This is a genomic window from Streptomyces sp. NPDC107454 (genome assembly GCF_055582885.1).
Genome location: NZ_JBVJPA010000024.1, coordinates 1 through 19,155 on the forward strand (window position 1 = coordinate 1; position 19,155 = coordinate 19,155).

Annotated in this window: 10 protein-coding genes and 6 pseudogenes; 12 read left to right on the plus strand and 4 right to left on the minus strand. The window is 69.9% G+C overall.

All coding sequences use genetic code 11. The features are described 5' to 3' along the window. Positions 1-1,073, minus strand: a pseudogene (locus tag ACZ69M_RS43655) (LCP family protein); the annotation flags it as partial. 457 nt (positions 1,074-1,530) lie between these two features. On the opposite strand from ACZ69M_RS43655, the pseudogene ACZ69M_RS43660 reads away from it, so the two are divergent. After that, positions 1,531-1,707, plus strand: a pseudogene (locus ACZ69M_RS43660) (TerD family protein); the annotation flags it as partial. On the opposite strand, the gene ACZ69M_RS43665 reads toward ACZ69M_RS43660, so the two are convergent. Beyond that, positions 1,691-1,942 (minus strand): GlsB/YeaQ/YmgE family stress response membrane protein, encoded by a 252-nt coding sequence (locus tag ACZ69M_RS43665; protein WP_470059217.1) that lies wholly within the window; start codon positions 1,940-1,942, stop codon positions 1,691-1,693. The pseudogene ACZ69M_RS43660 and the gene ACZ69M_RS43665 sit on opposite strands and share 17 nt — an antisense overlap. A gap of 146 nt (positions 1,943-2,088) precedes the next feature. Here ACZ69M_RS43665 and ACZ69M_RS43670 point away from each other — a divergent pair, with 146 nt between their 5' ends. From ACZ69M_RS43670 to mgtA, 3 genes are all read left to right on the plus strand, one after another. Then, positions 2,089-3,168, plus strand: a complete 1,080-nt coding sequence (locus tag ACZ69M_RS43670) for a TerD family protein (RefSeq protein ID WP_470058981.1) — start codon at positions 2,089-2,091, stop codon at positions 3,166-3,168. Positions 3,169-3,309: 141 nt separating this feature from the next. Continuing rightward, entirely contained in the window at positions 3,310-3,666 is a 357-nt protein-coding gene (locus tag ACZ69M_RS43675) for an ArsR/SmtB family transcription factor (protein WP_470058983.1), read from the plus strand. A 64-nt stretch (positions 3,667-3,730) separates the two neighbouring features. Then, positions 3,731-6,328, plus strand: coding sequence for a magnesium-translocating P-type ATPase (mgtA, locus tag ACZ69M_RS43680; RefSeq protein ID WP_470058985.1), 2,598 nt, complete (start codon positions 3,731-3,733; stop codon positions 6,326-6,328). 276 nt (positions 6,329-6,604) lie between these two features. Here mgtA and ACZ69M_RS43685 read toward each other — a convergent pair. After that, positions 6,605-6,733 (minus strand): annotated as a pseudogene (locus tag ACZ69M_RS43685) (FtsW/RodA/SpoVE family cell cycle protein); the annotation flags it as partial. A 274-nt stretch (positions 6,734-7,007) separates the two neighbouring features. Here ACZ69M_RS43685 and tatA point away from each other — a divergent pair. The 8 genes and pseudogenes from tatA to ACZ69M_RS43725 all read left to right on the plus strand — a co-directional run. Then, positions 7,008-7,292, plus strand: a complete 285-nt coding sequence (gene tatA / locus ACZ69M_RS43690) for a Sec-independent protein translocase subunit TatA (RefSeq protein WP_470058987.1) — start codon at positions 7,008-7,010, stop codon at positions 7,290-7,292. 671 nt (positions 7,293-7,963) lie between these two features. Next, a complete protein-coding gene (locus tag ACZ69M_RS43695; protein ID WP_470058989.1) occupies positions 7,964-9,673 on the plus strand; it encodes an LCP family protein in 1,710 nt (569 codons plus the stop codon). Positions 9,674-10,021: 348 nt separating this feature from the next. Further along, a pseudogene (locus ACZ69M_RS43700) lies at positions 10,022-10,273 on the plus strand (transposase); the annotation flags it as partial. A gap of 637 nt (positions 10,274-10,910) precedes the next feature. Then, a complete protein-coding gene (locus ACZ69M_RS43705; protein WP_470058991.1) occupies positions 10,911-12,707 on the plus strand; it encodes an ABC transporter ATP-binding protein in 1,797 nt (598 codons plus the stop codon). A gap of 118 nt (positions 12,708-12,825) precedes the next feature. After that, positions 12,826-12,942, plus strand: a pseudogene (locus ACZ69M_RS43710) (iron chelate uptake ABC transporter family permease subunit); the annotation flags it as partial. A 65-nt stretch (positions 12,943-13,007) separates the two neighbouring features. After that, entirely contained in the window at positions 13,008-13,562 is a 555-nt protein-coding gene (locus tag ACZ69M_RS43715) for an FtsW/RodA/SpoVE family cell cycle protein (RefSeq protein ID WP_470058992.1), read from the plus strand. A gap of 278 nt (positions 13,563-13,840) precedes the next feature. After that, a complete protein-coding gene (locus ACZ69M_RS43720; RefSeq protein WP_470058994.1) occupies positions 13,841-17,830 on the plus strand; it encodes a Pls/PosA family non-ribosomal peptide synthetase in 3,990 nt (1,329 codons plus the stop codon). Then, positions 17,827-18,378: pseudogene (locus tag ACZ69M_RS43725) on the plus strand (M1 family metallopeptidase); the annotation flags it as partial. The gene ACZ69M_RS43720 and the pseudogene ACZ69M_RS43725, both read left to right, overlap by 4 nt. On the opposite strand, the gene ACZ69M_RS43730 reads toward ACZ69M_RS43725, so the two are convergent. Next, positions 18,360-19,112 carry a DMT family transporter gene (locus tag ACZ69M_RS43730; RefSeq protein WP_470058996.1) on the minus strand — a complete coding sequence of 251 codons (753 nt, stop codon included), beginning with the start codon at positions 19,110-19,112 and terminating at the stop codon, positions 18,360-18,362. The pseudogene ACZ69M_RS43725 and the gene ACZ69M_RS43730 sit on opposite strands and share 19 nt — an antisense overlap. Positions 19,113-19,155: the final 43 nt, after the last annotated feature.

Genomic DNA, 19,155 nt, shown 5'->3' on the forward strand with positions numbered 1-19,155 from the left:
TCCCGCACCCGTGAGTGGGACAGGACGCAAACGCAGCACCACAGCCAGTGGCGCCCGTTGTGCAAGCCCGGGACTTCAGTCCCGGGTTGTTGACTGCCATAGCGAAGGAGACCAGCCTGTTCGCCGTCCCCAAGCCGGGATCGACGGTCATCGATTTGGTGGCGGCATCAGCGAGGGGCAGAAGCTTAGTCGGGGTGAGCCCAGCCCCCTTCATTTTCTTGATCAGGCTGGCCACGAACGCCTGCCTGACGCTTGATTCGCCCGATGTCGGAGCCGTCCCCGATGCCATGCCGGATTCGCGCGTAGTCGAGCGCCTTCTGCCCCGAGAGGGTCTGTTCGCCCTTGTGGAAGAGGAGTTGGCCGCGGGTGGTGCGGTTCGGATTGAGATCTTTCTGATAGACGTCCTGCGGTACACACACCGTCACCCCGCCGACCGCCTCGGTCAGCCTGGCGAACCCCTTGAAGTCGACGACGACCGTGTGGTCCACACGCAGTCCGGTCAGCTGCTCGACGGTGTTCTGGGTGCAGGCTGGGTTGCCCTTGGCGGCCTGCCCGACCGAATAGGCCGCGTTGAACATGGTGTTGCTCTGAACCTAGGTCCATGAACCGTCCGGCAGGCGGCACGGCGGGATCGTGACCAGCGTGTCACGTGGGATCGATACCGCGACGGCGTGCTGGTGGTCGCCGTAGACGTGCAGCAGGAACGCTGTGTCGGAGCGGCCCACGTCGTGCTGGTTGCCGCCTCCCAACGCACTGTTGCCGTTGACGCGCCCGTCGGAGCCGATGACCAGGACGTTGTCGCCCTTGGGTCCGGCGTTGGGGCGGCTGTTGGAGACGCCGTTCGCGTCGAACGTGTCGATGGTGCCGGTCAGCGTCAGCCAGAGCCGGCCCATCCCGGCCGTGAGCAGTACGAGCAGTGACGCGCCAGTGGCCACAAGCGTCCGGATCCGCCTGCGCTGCCCGCGCTTGCGCCTGCGTACATCGCCGCGGGAGGACCGGTGGCGCGAAGACGGGGGCGCTGTGAAGCGATGGCTCCGGCCGCGATGTGTCGGCGCTTGATGGCTGGTCGGCATACGCGCGCCCCTCGTCCGCCGGAGTACGTACGGAAGTCGCACGGAGTGGACCGTCCCGTCCCGCCCCAGAGTTCTATGCTTGCGCAATATGGCAATCATCTGGTGTGGTGCCGCGCCGTGACGCTCCGGCGCCCTGGGTGTCGCGCTGCCTCTCTGCAGCGGCGTGGCTCGCGGATGGAGGCGGTGTTCGGCCGGGCGGCGATGGGCCAGGCGGTCAACGGCCGGACGAGGAGAAGGGAGACGAAGGCCCCGATGTCGCGTCAGTCCTCCGGTTCGTCTTCGGCGCCGTCCAGCAGTTCCCGTCGTCGGTCGGGAGCGCGGTGATGAAGCCGGCCGGAACCGCCTTCCGGTTGTGTTCGCCGTCGAGCACCTTACGCATCGTGAGCGCGGCGAGTCCTGCTTCGTCCGCGGCGGGCATCCGCACGAAAGGCCGGCCCTCACGCTTGCGGGGACCGCCACCGGCGAGGACCCCGCCCGCTACACGCTCAGTGGCGTGGCTTGTTCGCGGCCCAGATCATGGCCAAGCTCCACCGGGCCGGGCCGGGCCGGGCCGGGCTGGCAGCCGAAGGCCATCGGTGAGCCCGCCGCAGGGCGCACGTTCCAGGACCTTCTGACCGTCATCGCCCCCCACCTGCGGCCGGTTGGTATTCAGGGCCCGCTCGTTCGCGCGAGTTGCCGAACAGGGCGCGGTAGCCGATGAGCAGGACGAATGAGCCGCCGATCGCCGCGCCCAATGCGCCCGCGATACCGATGAGTGTGGTTGCGATCAGGCTGCCCGCGGCACGGCCTGGAAGCAGGATCTTGGCGATGGCTCCGGTCGGCAGCCCGCGGACGATCCAGCCGTTGGTGCCCGCGTCGTTGTCCTCCAGCGGGGTCGGGTCGGGAGGGTGGCGGACACACCAGACCGGTGATGATGTATTGCTCAGTTGCGCAATCATGGAACCGGAAGGGATGGGTTGGCGTTGATCATGATGAGTACGGGAAGCCGAAGCGGCTGCGGAGGAGTCCAATGAGAATGAGTGTGTTCCTGGCCAAGGGCGGCAATGTGTCGCTGAGCAAGCAGGCTCCCGGCCTGATTGCGGTCACGGTCGGGCTGGGCTGGCAGGCGGGCACCGGTTACGAGCTGGACGGGAGCGCGCTGCTGTGCGACCAGTCCGGGAAGGTGCTGTCCGACGAGCACTTCGTCTTCTTCAACAACATCAGCAGTCCGGACGGTTCGGTCCGACACTCCGGCAGCGGTGCTCCGTACGGCGGGGACGAGCAGCAGATCCAGGTCGACCTCGCCCGGGTGCCGGCCGAGGTAGCGAAGATCGTCTTTCCGGTGTCCCTGTACGAGGGTGCGGCCCGTGGCCAGAACTTCGGGCAGGTGCACCGCGCCCACATCCGTGTCCTGGACCGGGACAGCAGCACCGAGCTGACTCGCTACGACCTGGCGGCCGGGGGGCTGTCGTCTGAGACGGCGCTGGTCTTCGGTGAGCTGTACCGGCACGGCGCGGACTGGAAATTCCGTGCCGTTGGCCAGGGATACGCCTCTGGGCTCGCCGGCATTGCCACCGACTACGGCGTGGACGTCCTGCGCGGGACCTCGGCTCCTGCGTCTGCCGGCGCGGCTACCAGCACGTACGCACCGCCGCCGCCCGTCGTCACGCCGACCCCGACCGTTGTTTCCCCCATGACGCCGACGGCCGCTGCGCCACCACAACCGACAGGGAGTTCCTTCGTGACGTGCTTCTTCGATCCCAACCACGGCCCCGGCATGACAACGGTGGCGTGGTCCCCGCAGTGGGGTGTGCCCCGGCCGGTGCAGACGTGCGGCGGCTGCGCGCAGCGCGTGCAGACCACCGCGCCGCCGTTCTACACCCCGCCCCAGCAGGGCTACCCGCAGACCGCGCCCCAGGGCTACCCCCAGCAGGGCTATCCCCAGCAGTACGGCGATCACCATGATCACGGTCAGCAGCAGGGCGGCGGCCGCCGCTTCGGTGCGGGCGCGCTCATCGGCGCCGGTGCGGCCGGGCTGGTCGGCGGCGCGCTGCTCAACGAGGCGTTCGACGACGACGAGCCCGAAGTGGTCGTCAACAACTACTACGAGGATTAGCCGTAGGACTCCCGACGCCGCGCGGCCGTCCCGTTGAGGACGGCCGGGTGTCCCGGCGCGGCCGGATGCCGACGCGTCGGCGCCTACACTGGGTGCTCAGATGTGCGTTGGGTGTGACGTGAGTGTGGGCGGGAGAGGACCGTGGCGAAGTTCGGCGGTAGCGTTCAGGACCCCTCGGCCGAGGTGCTGGGGGCGGCGGCCGCCGCCTTCGGACTGCTTGCTTCGACGGCTCGGCTGCACATCATGTGGGCCCTTTCCGAGGGCGAGTGCGACGTCACTCACCTGGCCAACCGGGTGGGCGGCGCCCTGCCCGCCGTCAGCCAGCACCTGTCGAAGCTGAAACTCGCCGGCCTCGTGCGTGCTCGCCGTGAAGGCCGGCGGCAGATCTATTACGTCGACGACCCGCACGTGGTGACCGTCGTCCGGGTGATGGTCGGGCAGTTGGCCGCGCGAGCCCAAGAGGCGTCGGGGCGTCGGCTGCACGGGACCGGTGCCTAGGTTCGCCTCGGCCTCGCGACAGGGCGCCGAAGCGCCGCTGTCCGGGACTGTGTCGGCACCTGGGGTGGCGCATGCCGGCGAGACGGCCGACTCGTCGTTCGGCGTGGCGACGGCACTGCAGGTCCTGCGGCAGCTGGACACCGGGCCGCGCGGGCTGACGGACGACGAGGCGGCGGTCCGCCTGGTCCGCTCCGGGGAGAACCTGCTCCCGGCACGGCAGGACGCCTCCTGGGCACGGCTCGTCGTGCGCAGTCTGCGCGATCCGTTCACCGCGGTGCTGCTCTGCCTCGGTCTCGTGTCCGCCGCCGTCTTCGCTTGGTCCACTGCCTGTGTGATTCTGCTGCTGGTTGTGGTCAGCAGCGCGCTGCGGGCCTCCGGGGAGCGCCGGGCCGACCGGTCCATGGCCGGGCTGCGCGAGTTGGTCGCCAGCACGTCCACCGTGCTGCGGCGGGCCGCCGAGGACGTGGCTCCGTCGGCCCGGGAGATTCCTGTGGATGAGCTGGTCCCCGGCGACATCATCAAGCTCGGCGCGGGCGATCTGGTCCCGGCAGATGTGCGACTGCTGCGCGCGAGCGGACTGACCGTCCATCAGGCGGCGTTGACGGGGGAATCGGCGCCCGTCGTGAAGAGTGCCGCGGACATCTTCCACCCGGACGGCATCGGGATGTTCGAGCAGCCGCAGCTGTGCTTCCAGGGCAGCAGCGTCTCCTCTGGCAGTGCCACCGCGGTCGTCGTCGCGACTGGAGCGGACACGCAACTCGCGGCCGCCCACGGACGTACGGCCGGGCAGCGCGAGGCGAGTGCCTTCGACCGGTCGGTGCACGGCATCTCGTGGATCCTGATCCGCTTCATGCTGCTGACTCCGCCGCTGGTGCTGATGGCCAACGCCGCGCTGCGCGACCGCGGCCTGGAGACGGTGCCGTTCGCCGTCGCGGTGGCGGTCGGGCTGACTCCGGAGATGCTGCCGGTTGTCGTCACCACCTGTCTGGCCCGAGGCGCGTCGCTGCTGGCCCGCACGCACGGCGTGATCGTCAAGCGGCTCCCGGCGCTGCACGATCTGGGCGCCGTGGATGTGCTGTGCCTGGACAAGACCGGCACCCTCACCCAGGACCGGCCGGTCGTCGACCGTGCCCTGGACGCGGACGGGCGTGATGCCCCCGACGTATTGCACTGGGCTGCGGTCAATGGCTGGTGGACCCTGCAACTCGCCGACCTGCCCGAGCCGGACGCACTCGACGAGGCGCTCCTGGACGCGGTTGCCGAGGAAGAGCTCCTGTCGTACGACGGGGTGGCGGCTCTGCCCTTCGACCCGGCACGCCGCCTGTCCACCGCCGTTGTCCGTACCACCGGCCGCCTCGGCATGCACACGCTCGTCGTCAAGGGAGCCGTCGAAGCCGTCCTGGAGCGCTGCACCCTGGAGGAGGAAGAGCGTAAACGGTTGACGGCGCTGGCGTCCCGCGAGGCGGAAGACGGACTGCGTGTCCTGGCGGTCGCCACCGCTGAACGCCCGGCCAGCATGCGGGACTACACACCCGCCGACGAACGCGGCCTGGCCTTCTGCGGCTTCGTCACCCTGCATGACGCCCTTGCACCCACCGCCGCCGAAGCCATGAAGGGCTTCGCCGACCGGGGTGTCACCGTCAAGATCCTCACGGGTGACCACCCCGGGACCGCCGCCCGCGCCTGCCGCGACCTGAACATCCCTCTGGGTCCGGACGCAGTCCGGTGCGCCGACCGCATCGACGGCCTTACCGACGCCGAACTCGCAGAACTCTCCCGCCGTACGACGGTCTTCGCCCGCTGCACCCCCGAGCACAAAGCGCGGATCACCGCCGCGCTGGGAGCCGGCGGACACACCGTGGGCTTCCTGGGGGACGGGGTCAACGACCTGCCGGCGCTACGCGCGGCCGAGGTCGGCATCGCGCCGCAGGGTGCCGCGGACGTCGCGCGGGAGGGCGCCGACGTGGTGCTCGCCGAGAAGGACCTCACCGCGATAGACCACGCCATCAGCGCGGGCCGGTATGCAGGCGGCAACATCGCCACGTACCTGCGTATCACCTTGTCATCGAACGTCGGCAACATCATCGCGATGCTCGCCGCGGGTCTGCTGCTGCCTTTCCTGCCGATGCTCCCGGCTCAGGTACTCGTGCAGAACCTGTGTTTCGACACGGCCCAGCTCGCCTTCGCATTCGACCGTCCTGACCCGTCGGTGCTGCGTCGCCCGACGGTCCTGAGCCCGCGCGATGTCCTGCGGTTCATCACCGGATTCGGCGTCCTCAACGCCGTTGCCGACCTGGCCACCTTCGCCGTCCTCGCCCTGACCCTGCACGGCCCCGGCACCGGGAACGACGAAGCCGTCTTCCATTCCGGCTGGTTCACCGAGAACCTGATCACCCAGGCCCTGGTGATGGTGCTCCTGCGCAGCGGACGCCGACTCATCGAGGGCCGCGCGCTCGGCCCGGTCGGCTGGTCCGCGGCCGCACTGGCCGTCATCGGCATCGCGCTGCCGCCCTCACCGCTCGGGCCGGTGCTCGGCCTGAGCACGCTGCCGTTCCAGTACTACCTGCTCCTCGCCGTCGTCCTGGCGCTCTATGCCGCCGGGCTCGCTCTGGCCCGGGCACGTCATGAGCGCAACCTCACCACCCGTTGGACTCCGTGGTGAGACGCGAAGACCTCCGCAGTGTTCCCGACCGCCGATCACCTCGCGGAACAGCGGCTGCTCACGCTGTTCCGCGAAACGCATCGGTCGAAGAAGGCCGCCTCGTCGATGTAGTCGCCCTGGGGGCAGGTGAGGGTGACGTCGTGAGCGTGCAGTGGGGAGGCCGAGGCGCCGTCCAGGGCCGGTAGTACCAGAACGCCGCCTCGGCGGCATCGGTCGGGCCGGCCTTCAGGGGAGTTCCCCTTTCCGGCGCGGTCTCAGCCTTCCCGCGCCAACCTTCTACGCCGACATGGGGCGCTGCACCCGGATCGACTGCAACAGCCCCGTCGCCACCCACACCGCGAACATCGACGAGCCGCCGTAGGAGACGAACGGCAGGGGAATACCCGCCACCGGCATGATGCCGAGGAGCGCTGTTGTCCACGGGCTGCGGTTGCGGTTGCGTCCCGCGTGGCCGCCGCGAGATCCGCGCGCCGGGGCGGCTCCGCCCGGCGCCGGTGGCCGGAGGGTGTGTTCTCATCCCCCATGGCGGTCATGGGCGTGCCCTCGTCCGTGCGACTCATACGGAGGGGACGACGGGCCCCATCCCATGGTTGTACAGTTGCGCAATGTGGCAATGATGGCAGATGGTACGCCGATCCGGCGTGCGCCACTGTCCGGTGAAGAGAAGGGGTGGGGCCAGATGCTCCGCAACGGACTGGAACCCTGGCACCTGCTGATCGTGGCGATCGTGATCATCCTGCTGTTCGGCTCGAAGAAGCTCCCCGAGGCCGCCCGAGGGCTGGGCAAGTCGATGCGCATTCTCAAGAGTGAGGCCAAGGCCATGAAGGACGACGGCACCGCCCAGTCGGCCGCCCCGGCCGAGGATGCGTCCTCCTCCGTCGCGGAGGCGCCCCGCGTCATCCAGTCCGCTCCCGGCGAGACCGCGACAGCTCGGCCGACCACGGAGGGCCACACGGCACACTGAGCCTCCTGTTGCCGACTCGTCGGCGGCCGACCGCGTCGAAGCCGTGCCGCAGCGGCCCGCCCTTTGCGTGGAAGCCGCAGCGGTAGGTTCGAAGCGTCGTGAGGTGGCGTGCGGTCTCATGGGCTGATGCCCAGCGCTTGAGACCAGCGGTTACCCGGATAGGCCCAGAAGCGGTCATCGTCTCGATTGACGGTCCGCCTCGAAGGATTCCGGTCGCTGCGCCAGGTGGCGTTGGAGTCGAACTGCATGCGTGCGTGCGCGCGTGCGGCCGGTTCGGACAGTGCCTCCTTGGCGCCGGCCCTCGGTCGGTGTCTCCGGTCGGTGTGTCATCCCGGCTGCCATCGGCCGCCTCGCGCAACGCATTGGTGACGTCCGTCAGTTCTTCCTCGGGCCGAGGCGCTGTGGACGTCGTCCAGTCCCCCCTTCCCTTCGGTGTCTGCGTTCGGACGGGGCTTATGGCTGGCCAGAGGTGCCGTCGCCGGTGCCGCAGTTCGCCAACCGGATCTTTCGCTGAGCGGAATTGCGGGAGAAGGTGCCGGTGCCATCAGCGACAGTTGCTATATTGCGCAATTATCCCAACCGAGGGTGCTCCCCTACGAGCGGGACCGGGGTCCGTGCTGTCGGGCCGCCGCGCCGGCGGTTGGCGTCGGCGACGAGCGTAGGGAGAGGGAATGGGCGACTCCTGGGACGGGGGCTCGGTTCGCCAGACGACGCGCGGCCGCTCCGCCGCTCCGCCCCGCCCGCGGAGGGCGGACGACAGCGGGCCTGCCAGGCTGCCGCAGGGCGGCCGGGCTGCGGCCCGGCAGGCGCCTCAGTCTCAGGGCCGTAGGTCGGGACGGCTGGCCAAACCCGCGGCCCGGCGCAAGCGGCTCGGCCGCATAGCCCTGTTCACGGTGTCCGCGCTGATCCTGGTCGTCGCGGGCACCGGGACGTGGCTGTGGCAGCACCTGAACGGCAACATCCACAGCGTGTCGATCGATGACGGCGCCAATGGCAAGGAGAAGGCCGACGCCTTCGGCCGTACACCGATCAACATCCTTGTGATCGGTTCGGACGGGCGGAGCAACGCGGCCGACTGCAAGCTGGGCGGTGGCTGCGGCTCGGCCAGTTCGACGCCCGGGCACAACGCGGACGTGGAGATGGTGGTGCACGTGTCCGCCGACCGCTCCAACGCCACCGTGATGAGTGTGCCGCGCGACACCATGACGCATGTGCCCGCCTGCAAGGACCCGGACAGCGGCCAGTCGACGCCCGGCTACTACGGGCAGATCAACAGCGCCCTGCAGTACGGGCCGGCCTGTCAGGTCACCACCGTGCACCAGCTGACCGGCATACCCATCGACCACTTCGTGATGCTCGATTTCTCCGGCGTGGTGAAGATGTCGGATGCGGTGGGCGGGGTGTCGGTGTGCGTCAGCGACAACGTCTACGACACCTACTCGCACCTCAAGCTCGCCAAGGGCCCCCACACCCTCAAAGGCGAGGCGGCGCTGGAGTTCGTCCGCTCCCGGCACGGCTTCGGTGACGGCAGCGATCTGGGCCGGACCGTCTCCCAGCATCTGTTCCTCAGCGCGATGATCCGCAACTTCAAGAGTGCGGGCACGCTGGCCAACCCCGCCAAGGTCTACTCGCTGGCCGACGCCGCCACCAAGGCCCTGACCGTGGACACCGGCCTGGGCAGCGTCGGCAAACTCATCGGTCTGGCGACCGACCTGGACAAGGTCCCGTCGAAGCGGATGACGTTCACCACCATGCAGACCGCTCCCGACCCGAGCAACGCTGACCGCGTCGTCGTCGGCTCGGGCGCGAAGTCGCTGTTCGCCTCCATCGCCAACGACCAGTCCCTGAGCTCGGGCAGCGACAAGAAGACGGCGTCCGCCTCGCCCTCCGCGACGGCCACGGTGCCGGCCTCGCAGATCGCCGTCCGGGTGGAGAACGGCAGCACTACCGGCGGGCGTGCCTCGGTGGTCGCCTCCGCCCTCATCGCCAAGGGCTTCAGCTCCGGCACCAGCACCAGCACCAGCAACGCGCCCGAACAGGCCGCGACCACCACGCTCACCTACGGCCCCGGCAAGACGGCCGAGGCACAGACGGTGGCCTCCGCCCTGAAGCTGCCCGCCAAGCAGCTCACCGAGGGTAGTGCGCACGGACTGACTCTGGTCATCGGCAGCGACTGGCCCTCCGGCACAACGTACTCGGGCAGTTCGTCGGCCGCCCCGGCCGACACCAACGCCGCCGTATCCAACGCCCATGCCCAGACCGCTGACGAGTCCAAGTGCGCCAAGGTCAGCCAGTACAAGACCGTTCAGCTCAACGGGGTGGCGATGACCCCGGCACAGGCGTACGCCGCGGCGCGCAACACGAAGGACTCCGCGCCGTGATCAACGGGGCTGCCTCCTCGCCCGAAGACTGGGGGTCCTCGGGGCTGGGGTCCCACTCCCGCCTCGTCTTCGTCAGCTCCCCGGTGTGGTGTCCCTGGCGGCGGCGCCACCGGTCGGTGTCCTGCTACCGAATACTGACTGTCAACGGTCACGGTGGTCCAGCCGTGTGTCCTGATCGTCGGCCAGTCGTTGCTCCAGGGGAAGGGGGAGGAACCGGCAGGCGAAGGTGAGGCCGGCGTCGTCTCCGGCGCCGTTGACCTGGCGGTCCCACGCATCGGAGGTGTCTGCTGGTGCCTGGAGGATGAAGAAGCTGGTCCGTCGTGGCTACCGTTCGAAGCCTTTCACCACCAGCTCGATGCGGTGTCCGACAAGCTCGGGCAGCAGTTCCCCAAGGTCAGGCAGATGCTCATGGATGCCAAGGAGGATCTGACCGCCTTCGCCGCTTCCCTCATCTCCCACTGGAAAAAGATCCAGCCCTCAAATCCGCCGGAGCGGATCAATCGCGAGATCAAGCGCCGCACCGACGTCGTGCAGGTCTTCCCCGACCCGGCCGCGCTCGAACGACTGGTCACCGCCGTGCTCAGCGAGATGCACGACGAATGAGCCGTCTTCCCCCTCCGCTACGTGTCCGAAGGCAGCAGGACGGCCATCTACGTCGCCGAATACGCCGACCACACCATCGCAAGGGACGTGACCAGCACCGATCCTGACGGAGGAGCAGACAGAAGAGGTACTTGAGCTACCGAGAGGTGTCTGCCTTCATGCGCGAGCAGCCGGAACATCACCCGACCGCGAACCTTATTCGCCCCACACGTTCCAAGATCATTCGAGAAACGGCTTCGCGGTCTTTTCCGTGTTCGGGGATTCGGTAAGAGAATGTAACTCAACACTCACCTTCCTTCTTGAATGAGGCATCGGCCGTCCCCGTACTAACAGGTGCCACACCAGACCAAGTCAGCAGCGGCCAAAGTCTGTTGACGGGTCTTTAGGAAGGAGATCACCGTGTCCTTCGCCAAGATCACGCTGGCCAAGAAGGCCAAGAAGAAGGAAGTCGGCGCCGCCAAGGCCAAGCACCACAAGAAGAAGCACCACCGCAAGCACAAGAAGCACGCCAAGTAACCGCGCGTCGAGCGACACGACCACACAGGCAGATCGTGCCGGGGTCCTTCCGTGCAATCGGGAGCGGAACGGATCCCGGCACGCTGTCGGATTGGGCAGTGCCCAGGGAGCATCAGCCATGCGCGCCGCAGCACCGATCACCATGTCCGTGGCAGGGGCCCGGGCACCTGCCCGGATGCGCCACGCCCGTATCTCGCCCCTGGCCGCGTTCCGGACGTTCTGGCCCCTGGTCAGCGTCAACCGCGCGGCCGTGCTGGTGTCTGCCGTGCTGCTGGTGGTGTCGGCCGGGTGCGACGCGGCCGCGATCGGCATCGTCGGCCAACTGACCGACGACGTGCTGGCCCCCGGCGACCTCGCCGCCTTCTGGGGGCCCGCCGCCCTGTGGCTCGGCCTCGCCGCGGCGGGCGCGGCGGCCTCAGTGGCGGGCAGCTACCTTGCGGGCTGGACCAGCGAGCACTTCCTGCTCGGTCTGCGCGACCGGGTCTTCCAGCACCTCCAGCAAGTCCCACCAGACGCCCTGGACCGGTACGGCACCGGCGACCTGGTCTCCCGGCTGACCGGAGACGTCGAGGCCGTCGAGTCGCTGGTTGCCTCCGCACCCGTCGAGCTGATCACCTCAGCTGTCGGCGCCGTCGTCTTCGCCGCTGCGGCCTTCTGGACCAGCTGGCAACTGGCCTTGATCACCCTGACCGCCGCTCCGCTGATCTGGGTCGGCGCCCGGGTGTTCGGCGCCCTGATGCGCACCGCCAGCCGCGCGGAACGCGACAGCAACGGCCGGCTGGCCTCCCTGCTGGAGGAGAGTCTGGCCAACATGCCCCTGGTACAGGCGTACGGCCGTCAGCAGGCGGAGCGCAGCAAGATACACCGCGAGGGGCGCGGCTGGATGCGCGCCGGGCTTCAGCAGATCCGGCTGTCGTCCGTGTACGGGCCGATGAGCGAACTGCTGGAGACCCTCAGCGTGCTGGCCGTGATCGGCGCCGGCGCCTGGCAGATCTCCGAGCAGCACCTCAGCGTCGGCGGCCTGCTGTCCTTCGCCGCCTACCTCGGCTACCTCCACCCGCGCCTACAGGAACTCGGCGAACTCCTCGTCAGCGCCTCATCCGCCACCGCTGCCTGCGAACGCCTCATCGAGGTCCTGCGCACCGGCCCCGTCCCGGAGACCGCACCCCGTCCGGACGTCCCGCCGCTCGCCGAACCGGTTCGTGGCGGCGTCACCTTCCAGGACGTCGGCTTCTCCTACCCCGGCACCGCCCGCCCCGTGCTGCAGCGGGTCCATCTGGACATCACCCCAGGTCTGCTGGTCGCGGTCACCGGACCCAGCGGTACGGGAAAATCCACGCTCGGCAAGCTGCTGCTGCGCTTCCACGAGCCCTCGCAGGGCCGCATCCTGCTCGACGGCCGGGACATCTCCGAACTCCCGGTGGACGAGGTGCGCCGGCACATCACCCTGCTGCCCCAGGACAGCATGCTCTTCGACGGCACGGTCCACGAGAACATCACCTACGGCCGTCCCGACGCCAGCGAGCACGAGGTGCGCTCCGCCGCCGTCGCGGCCGACGCCCACGGGTTCGTCAGTTCGCTGCCTGAGGGCTACGACACGCCCGTGGGCAAACGGGGCAACAACCTCTCCGGCGGTCAGCGCCGCAGGATCGCGCTGGCGCGGGCCATGCTCCGCACGGCGCCCGTGGTCGTCCTCGACGAGCCCACCGCCGGACTCGACGACGCGTCCATCGCGCGCATCATGGCGCCCCTGCGACGCCTCACGGCGGGCCGCACTACTTTCCTCATCACCCACGACCTGCGCCTGACCGTCCAGGCCGACCTCATTGTCCATCTGGCCGACGGCATCGCGGACCTCACGATTCCCGACCCGCTGCCGACCACGGGATCGCCGGCCGGGAACGAAGCGGCCTGAGCTCCGACGCGGCGGCATCGTCCGTCCGTCGGTGAAACGGGGCGGCCTCGACCGGCCGCCCTGGCAGTGTCACATCACTGGCCGGGGCGGCACCGGCGACCCGGCGCCGGACCAGATCGTGTGGACCTTCCGGGCGCCCCGCGTCGCCCTGGCCGCGTTGTTCGCGCTGGTCGGCGCGGGCCTGGCCGTCGCCGGGGCGGTCCTCCAGACCCTGGCATCCAACCCACTCGCCGATCCGATCGTCCTCGGCGTCTCCTACGGCGCCTCGCCCGGCGCCGTTCTGGTCATCAGCCCCGGGGGATGTCGCGCTCGCCGGGCTGGGCGGTCTGGGCGTGTCGGGCGCGGCGTTCGTCGGTGCCCTCGAGGCCGGGGCCCTGGTCTTCGCCGACGGGTCGGGTCTCGGACCGAACCGCCCAGGCCCTGTTCAGCTTCGGTTCCGGTGGAATGCTCGGCACCGGCCTCGGTCAGGGCCACCCTGAACCCATCTGGTTCGCCGGTCGCGGCGACTTCATCCTCACCACCGTCGGCGAGGAACTCGGCCTGACCGGCGTCACCGACCGGATCCCGCTCATCGGCAAGGCCCTGCGGTTCCTGGCCCAGCGCGGCTCGGCGCTGGTGGCCAACTGGCTGCTGGTCGCCGTCCTGGTCAAGGTCAGCGACAGTGACGGCGACAGCGCCCGCCGGCCCCCCGCCCACCCCAGCCACAGACCTGAGCGCCGCCGAAACCCAGCTCATCCGCCCATGACCACCCCGCGGCCTGTCTCATGGGCGGGCGGTGGTGAACCTTTGGCCAAATTCCGGGAATTGGCCTTTCGGCCAGGTGAGAAATTTCTTTCCACGGCGAGATTTCAGTAAGAACTGAGTAATGGCATGAGGGGCGCTCGTGCGCCTGCACGCATCGAAAACAATTTTGGGGTCTTGCCAATTATTTCCCATGAGTTGGTAGCGGCCGGTGGGTGACTGTCGTTGCGGTTGCTTTCGGGTACGGGAGGCAAGGCCGTTGCGCGGCGTGTTCGATTTGACGATCTATCGGTTTCGCAGCGAACCCGTGGTGGATGGATGCCGTCTTCCGAGGCGAATGTCCGAGGTCATTTCGACCTGTCCGTAGCGAACAGAACAACTGAGGCATGTTGATGTCCTGGTCCCGTGAGGAACCGTCTTTTGGCCCGTCAACGGAGTTGGCCGGCCGAGCCGTCTACCGCTCCGGGGAGGCTGCCGCGCCACGTACGCTGATCGACGTCCTGGATGCCACGGCAGCAGCGTTTCCGGATGCGCCTGCTGTGGACACGGGAGCGGCGGTGCTCTCCTACCGCGACCTGCGCGAGGAGACCGTACGCCGAGCACGGAACCTGACGGGGCGGCAGATAGGCCCCGGTGACCGGGTCGGTGTACGGGTGCCTTCGGGTACGGCGGAGCTGTATCTGTCGATCCTGGCGGTGCTCCGGTGCGGCGCCGCCTACGTACCGGTTGACGCGGACGATCCCGAGGAGCGGGCCGCCACCGTCTTCCGGGAGGCGGGCGTGTGCGCGGTGCTGGGGCCGTACCCACAGCCGGAGGGGCTCGTGGAGCCGGTCGGAGTCACTGCGGCGGGCCGGACGACACCCGGACCCGGCCTGGACGACGACGCGTGGGTCATCTTCACCTCTGGCTCGACGGGCGCGCCGAAGGGCGTCGCCGTTACCCACCGATCGGCCGCGGCGTTCGTGGACGCCGAGGCGGGCTTGTTCCTGCGGGAGCGGCCGCCCGGCCCCGGCGACCGGGTGCTGGCGGGGCTGTCCGTCGCCTTCGACGCCTCCTGTGAAGAGATGTGGCTGGCGTGGCGGCACGGCGCGTGTCTGGTGCCGGCGCCCCGCTCGCTGGTGCGAGCGGGGTACGAACTCGGCGGCTGGCTGGTCGAGCGTGGCATCACGGTGGTGTCGACGGTTCCGACGCTGCTGACGCTGTGGCCGGTCGAGGCGCTGAGCCGGGTGCGGCTGCTGATACTGGGCGGCGAGGCGTGTACCGCGGGGCTGGTGGAGCGGTTCGCCGCGCCTGGACGGGAGATGTGGAACACCTACGGGCCGACGGAGACCACCGTGGTCGCGTGTGCGGCTCCCCTGGAGCCGGGCCACGTGGTGCGGATCGGGCTGCCACTGGAGGGCTGGCAGTTGGCCGTGGTGGACGAGACGGGGGAGCCGGTGGCGTTCGGGGAGGAGGGCGAGCTGGTCATCGCCGGTGCGGGCACGGCCCGTTACCTGGATCCCGTCAAGGACGCCGACCGCTTCGGGCCCTGCCCCGCGCTGGGTTGGACGCGTGCCTACCGTACAGGTGACATGGTGCGGGCCGACGCGGACGGCCTGATCTTCGTCGGGCGCGCCGACGACCAGGTCAAGCTGGGCGGCCGCCGCGTCGAGCTCGGTGAGATAGACGCCGCGCTCAGCGCCCTGCCGGGGGTACGCGGCGCGGCGGCGGCCGTGCAGACGACGTCGGCCGGTACCCAGGTGCTGGTGGGCTACCTGGTACCCCAACTGACCGCGGACGGCCGGGGCTCGGCCTTCGAGAGCGACAAGGCCCGTGCGCTGCTCGTGGAGCGTTTGCCGCAGCAGTTGGTACCGGTCCTTGCCGAGGTCGCGGAGTTGCCGACACGCACGTCGGGCAAGGTGGACCGTAAGGCGTTGCCCTGGCCGCTGCCCCTTCCGCCCAGCGGTGAGCGTGGCGGGGACGGTCCTGCCGGCCCGGCGATGGAGTTGGCGGGGACGGCCGCACGGCTCGCGGACATCTGGGAGGAATTGCTGGGTGTACGTCCCGGCCCGGACAGTGATTTCGTGGCGCTGGGCGGCACCAGCCTGACCGCGGCGCGGATGGCCTCGATGCTGCGCGTGCACCATCCGGGTGTCTCGGTCGCCGATCTGTACCGGTATCCGGTGCTGTGCCATATGGCCGTGCATCTGGACTCGCTGTCTGGTGCGACCGAGGCGGTACGGGTGGTGCGGCCCGTGCCACGGCGGGCCTTTGTGGTGCAGATTCTGGTCCAGACGGCCTTGTACGGGGTGACGGGGCTGCGTCTGCTGACCGGGCTGGCGATGGCGGACAACGTACTTGGCGAGGTGGCGCCGCATGCCTGGGTGCCGCACACCCCGTGGTGGCTGGTGGCGGTGGCATGGGCGGTGCTGTTCAGCGCGCCGTCACGATGCATGACCGGAGCGGGCCTGGCGCGTGCCCTAGCCGGCTCCGTCCGCCCGGGGGCCTACCCGCGGGGCGGCGGCGTCCACCTGCGTCTGTGGAGCGCCGAACGGGCGGTGGCCGCCTTCGGCGTCCCGTCCCTGCTGGGTACGCCGTGGGCTGCTCTGTACGCACGCCTGCTGGGCTGCACGACCGGCCGGGACGTGCGCTTGCACGCGATGCCGCCCGTGACGGGTCTGGCGGAGCTGGGTGAGGGGGCCGCCATCGAGCCGGGGGCGGACCTCTCCGGCTGGTGGCTGGACGGCGACACGCTGCATGTAGGGACGGTGGCGCTGGGGGCGGGGTCCCGTGTGGGCCACCGCAGCATGCTGCTGCCGGGGGCGGTCGTGGGCCGAAGCGCGGAACTCACGGCCGGCGCCTGCCTGGACGGGCGGATCCCCGACGGTGAGTGCTGGACGGGCTCCCCGGCCCGGCCGGCCGGCCCGGCCGAACGTATCGCGAGCAAGGGCTGGCCCGCCCCGCCGACCGTGCGCCGACGCCGCTGGAACATCGCCTACGCCCTGTCCCTGGCAGCGGCGCCGCTGCTGCCGCTCCTGGCAGCTCTACCGGCCCTGTTGGTCACGTACCAGCTGGTGCGCGACGCGTCGGCCCTGCCGACCGCGGCGCTCCGCCTGCTGGCGGCCGTTCCGCTGTTCACGGTCATGACGACCGTGTGCTGGGTACTGGTCCTCGCGCTGGTGGTGCGGGGCCTGGGGCGGGGGATCACGCCGGGTGTACACCGCGCGGACGGCGGTGTCGCCTGGCGGGTGTGGCTGGTCACCCGTCTGCTCGACGGCGCCCGCGGGGGCCTCTTCCCGCTGTACGCGAGCCTTGCCACGCCGCACTGGCTGCGGCTGCTCGGGGCGCGTGTGGGACGGAACGCCGAGATCTCGACGGTGCTGCCGCTGCCGTCGCTGCTGCACGTCGAGGACGGTGCGTTCCTCGCGGACGACACGCTCGTCGCACCGTTCGAGGTACGCGGCGGATGGATGCGGCTGGGGCAAGTGCGCATAGGCACACGGGCGTTCGTCGGCAACTCCGGCATCGTCGGCCCCGGCCGTACGGTGCCCGACCACAGCCTGGTGGGCGTGCTCTCCGACATGCCCGCGCACGGCGAGGTGGGTATGTCCTGGCTCGGGCGACCCGCACTGCCGCTGCCGCGGGTGGCGACGGCGGCCGATCCGGAGCGTACGTTCGCCCCGCCCCGGCGGCTGGTTGTGGCCCGCGCGCTGGTGGAGATGTGCCGCGTGCTGCCTCTGATGGCGAGCACCGCCCTCGCCGAATGCGTACTGCTGGGCGAACAGGACGCCTTCACCCACGGCGGTCTGCTCCTGGCGGCACTCGTCGGCGCACCGCTGCTGCTGGGCGCGGGCCTGGCGGCCTTGCTGACTGCCACCTGCACCAAATGGCTGCTGGTGGGCCGTTTCCGGGCCGGTGAGCACCCGCTGTGGTCGTCGTTCGTGTGGCGCAACGAACTCTTCGACACGTTCGTGGAGTCGGTGGCCGTGCCGTGGATGGCCCGCGACTTCCTGGGCACCCCGGTCCTGAACTGGTGGCTGCGCAGTCTGGGCGCGCGCATTGGGGGCGGTGTGTGGCTGGACACCTACTGGCTGCCGGAAACCGACCTTGTCACCCTGGGAGACGGTGCGAGCGTCAATCGCGGCTGTGTGCTGCAGACCCACCTCTTCCACGACCGCATCATGCGGATGGACACCGTGCACCTGGCCGCCGGTGCCTCGCTCGGCCCGCACGGCATCGTGCTGCCCGGCACCGTCGTGGGCGCGGGCGCCTCCATCGGTGCCGCCTCGCTGGTGATGCGCGGCGAGACGGTGCCCGCGGGCACCCGCTGGGCCGGCAACCCCATCGCGGGCGAACCGGCCGCGCGCCCCGTACCGCCGTCGGCCGGGACCGGTGAGGCATGACCCATTGCAGTCGTCGTGCCCTCCTGCGGGGCGCGGCCCTGATTCCGCTCGCCGCAACGGCCGCAGACGGTCCCCTCGACGAGGCCGGGGCAGAGAACCGCTACTTTTCGAGTCACGGCACGTACGACCATTACACCCTCTCCTACGACCTGCGCCTCGCGTACGACCCGTCGAGCGGCACGCTCGACGGCCACGCACACATCCACGCCGTTGCAGACCGGCCACTCGCACGGGTGGAACTGGACCTCGCCCGCCTGACCGCCCACACCGCCCGTGTCAACGGCATTCCGGCGAGGCCCAGGCAGAAAGGCGACAAGCTGTACCTGACCGGCTCGCACGCGCTCGCCGCAGGCACCCCGTTCACCGTGGAGGTCGGCTACCGCGGCCGACCGGCCCCGCTGCGCTCGCCGTTCGGACAGATCGGCTGGGACCGCACCGGTGACCCGCACGACGGCACTCTCGTGGCCTCCCAGCCCCTGGGTGCGCCCTCGTGGTTTCCTTGCAACGACCGCCCCGACGACAAAGCGGCCTACACCTTCCGGGTCACCGTCCCCCACGGCCACCACGCACTCGCCAACGGCACTCTGCGAGATCGGCATGCCACCGCGGCCGCCCAGTGCTGGAAGTGCATCGCGTATCCCAGCAGGAAGACGGAGAGCGACCTGACGGCGGCGAAGCCGAAGGTCTGCCAGGCGCGGAAGAACGCCACAACCCCGTCCCTGACGAGAGTGTCCATCGCGGACTTGACCAGCGCTGCGGTGAGCGCGTTGCCGGTCGCGGCCGCAGCCGCCAGACAGGCGGCGCGCGCCAGACCGTGCGGACGCCGGAGCCCGGCCAGGGCAAGTGCGGTGCCGGCCCCGCCGACAGCGGCGAGCGCCGGCACCCACCACAGTCCTGGAACCTGGGAGCGCCCTCCCGAAGCGAAGGCGCAGAACAGGGCGACGGCCAGGCCCAGGAAAATACACACCACGCAGAACCACGACCTGCGCGACACTCTGACGCGGAAGACCGCGCTGCCGACCAGGAGAGCCAGGGGAAGTTCGAGGACGAAGACCGGCTGTACCGCTGCCAGCGTCCCCGTGCTCAGGGCCAGAGCCTGAAAGAACGCGGCGGAGACGACCCCCAGGATTCCGCCGAACCAGAGCGGACTGCGCAGAAGATGCCGGACGAGACCGAGCCGGGCCGAAGAGTCGGGTACTTCCAGAGCCGCTCGCCGTTGCAGCACGGTTCCCACCGCGTTACTGCCGGCGGCCACCCCGGCGAACACCACCGCCGGAATCATTTCAGTCCCACCACTTCCACGTGGTGCTCCGCCTCGGCGGGCG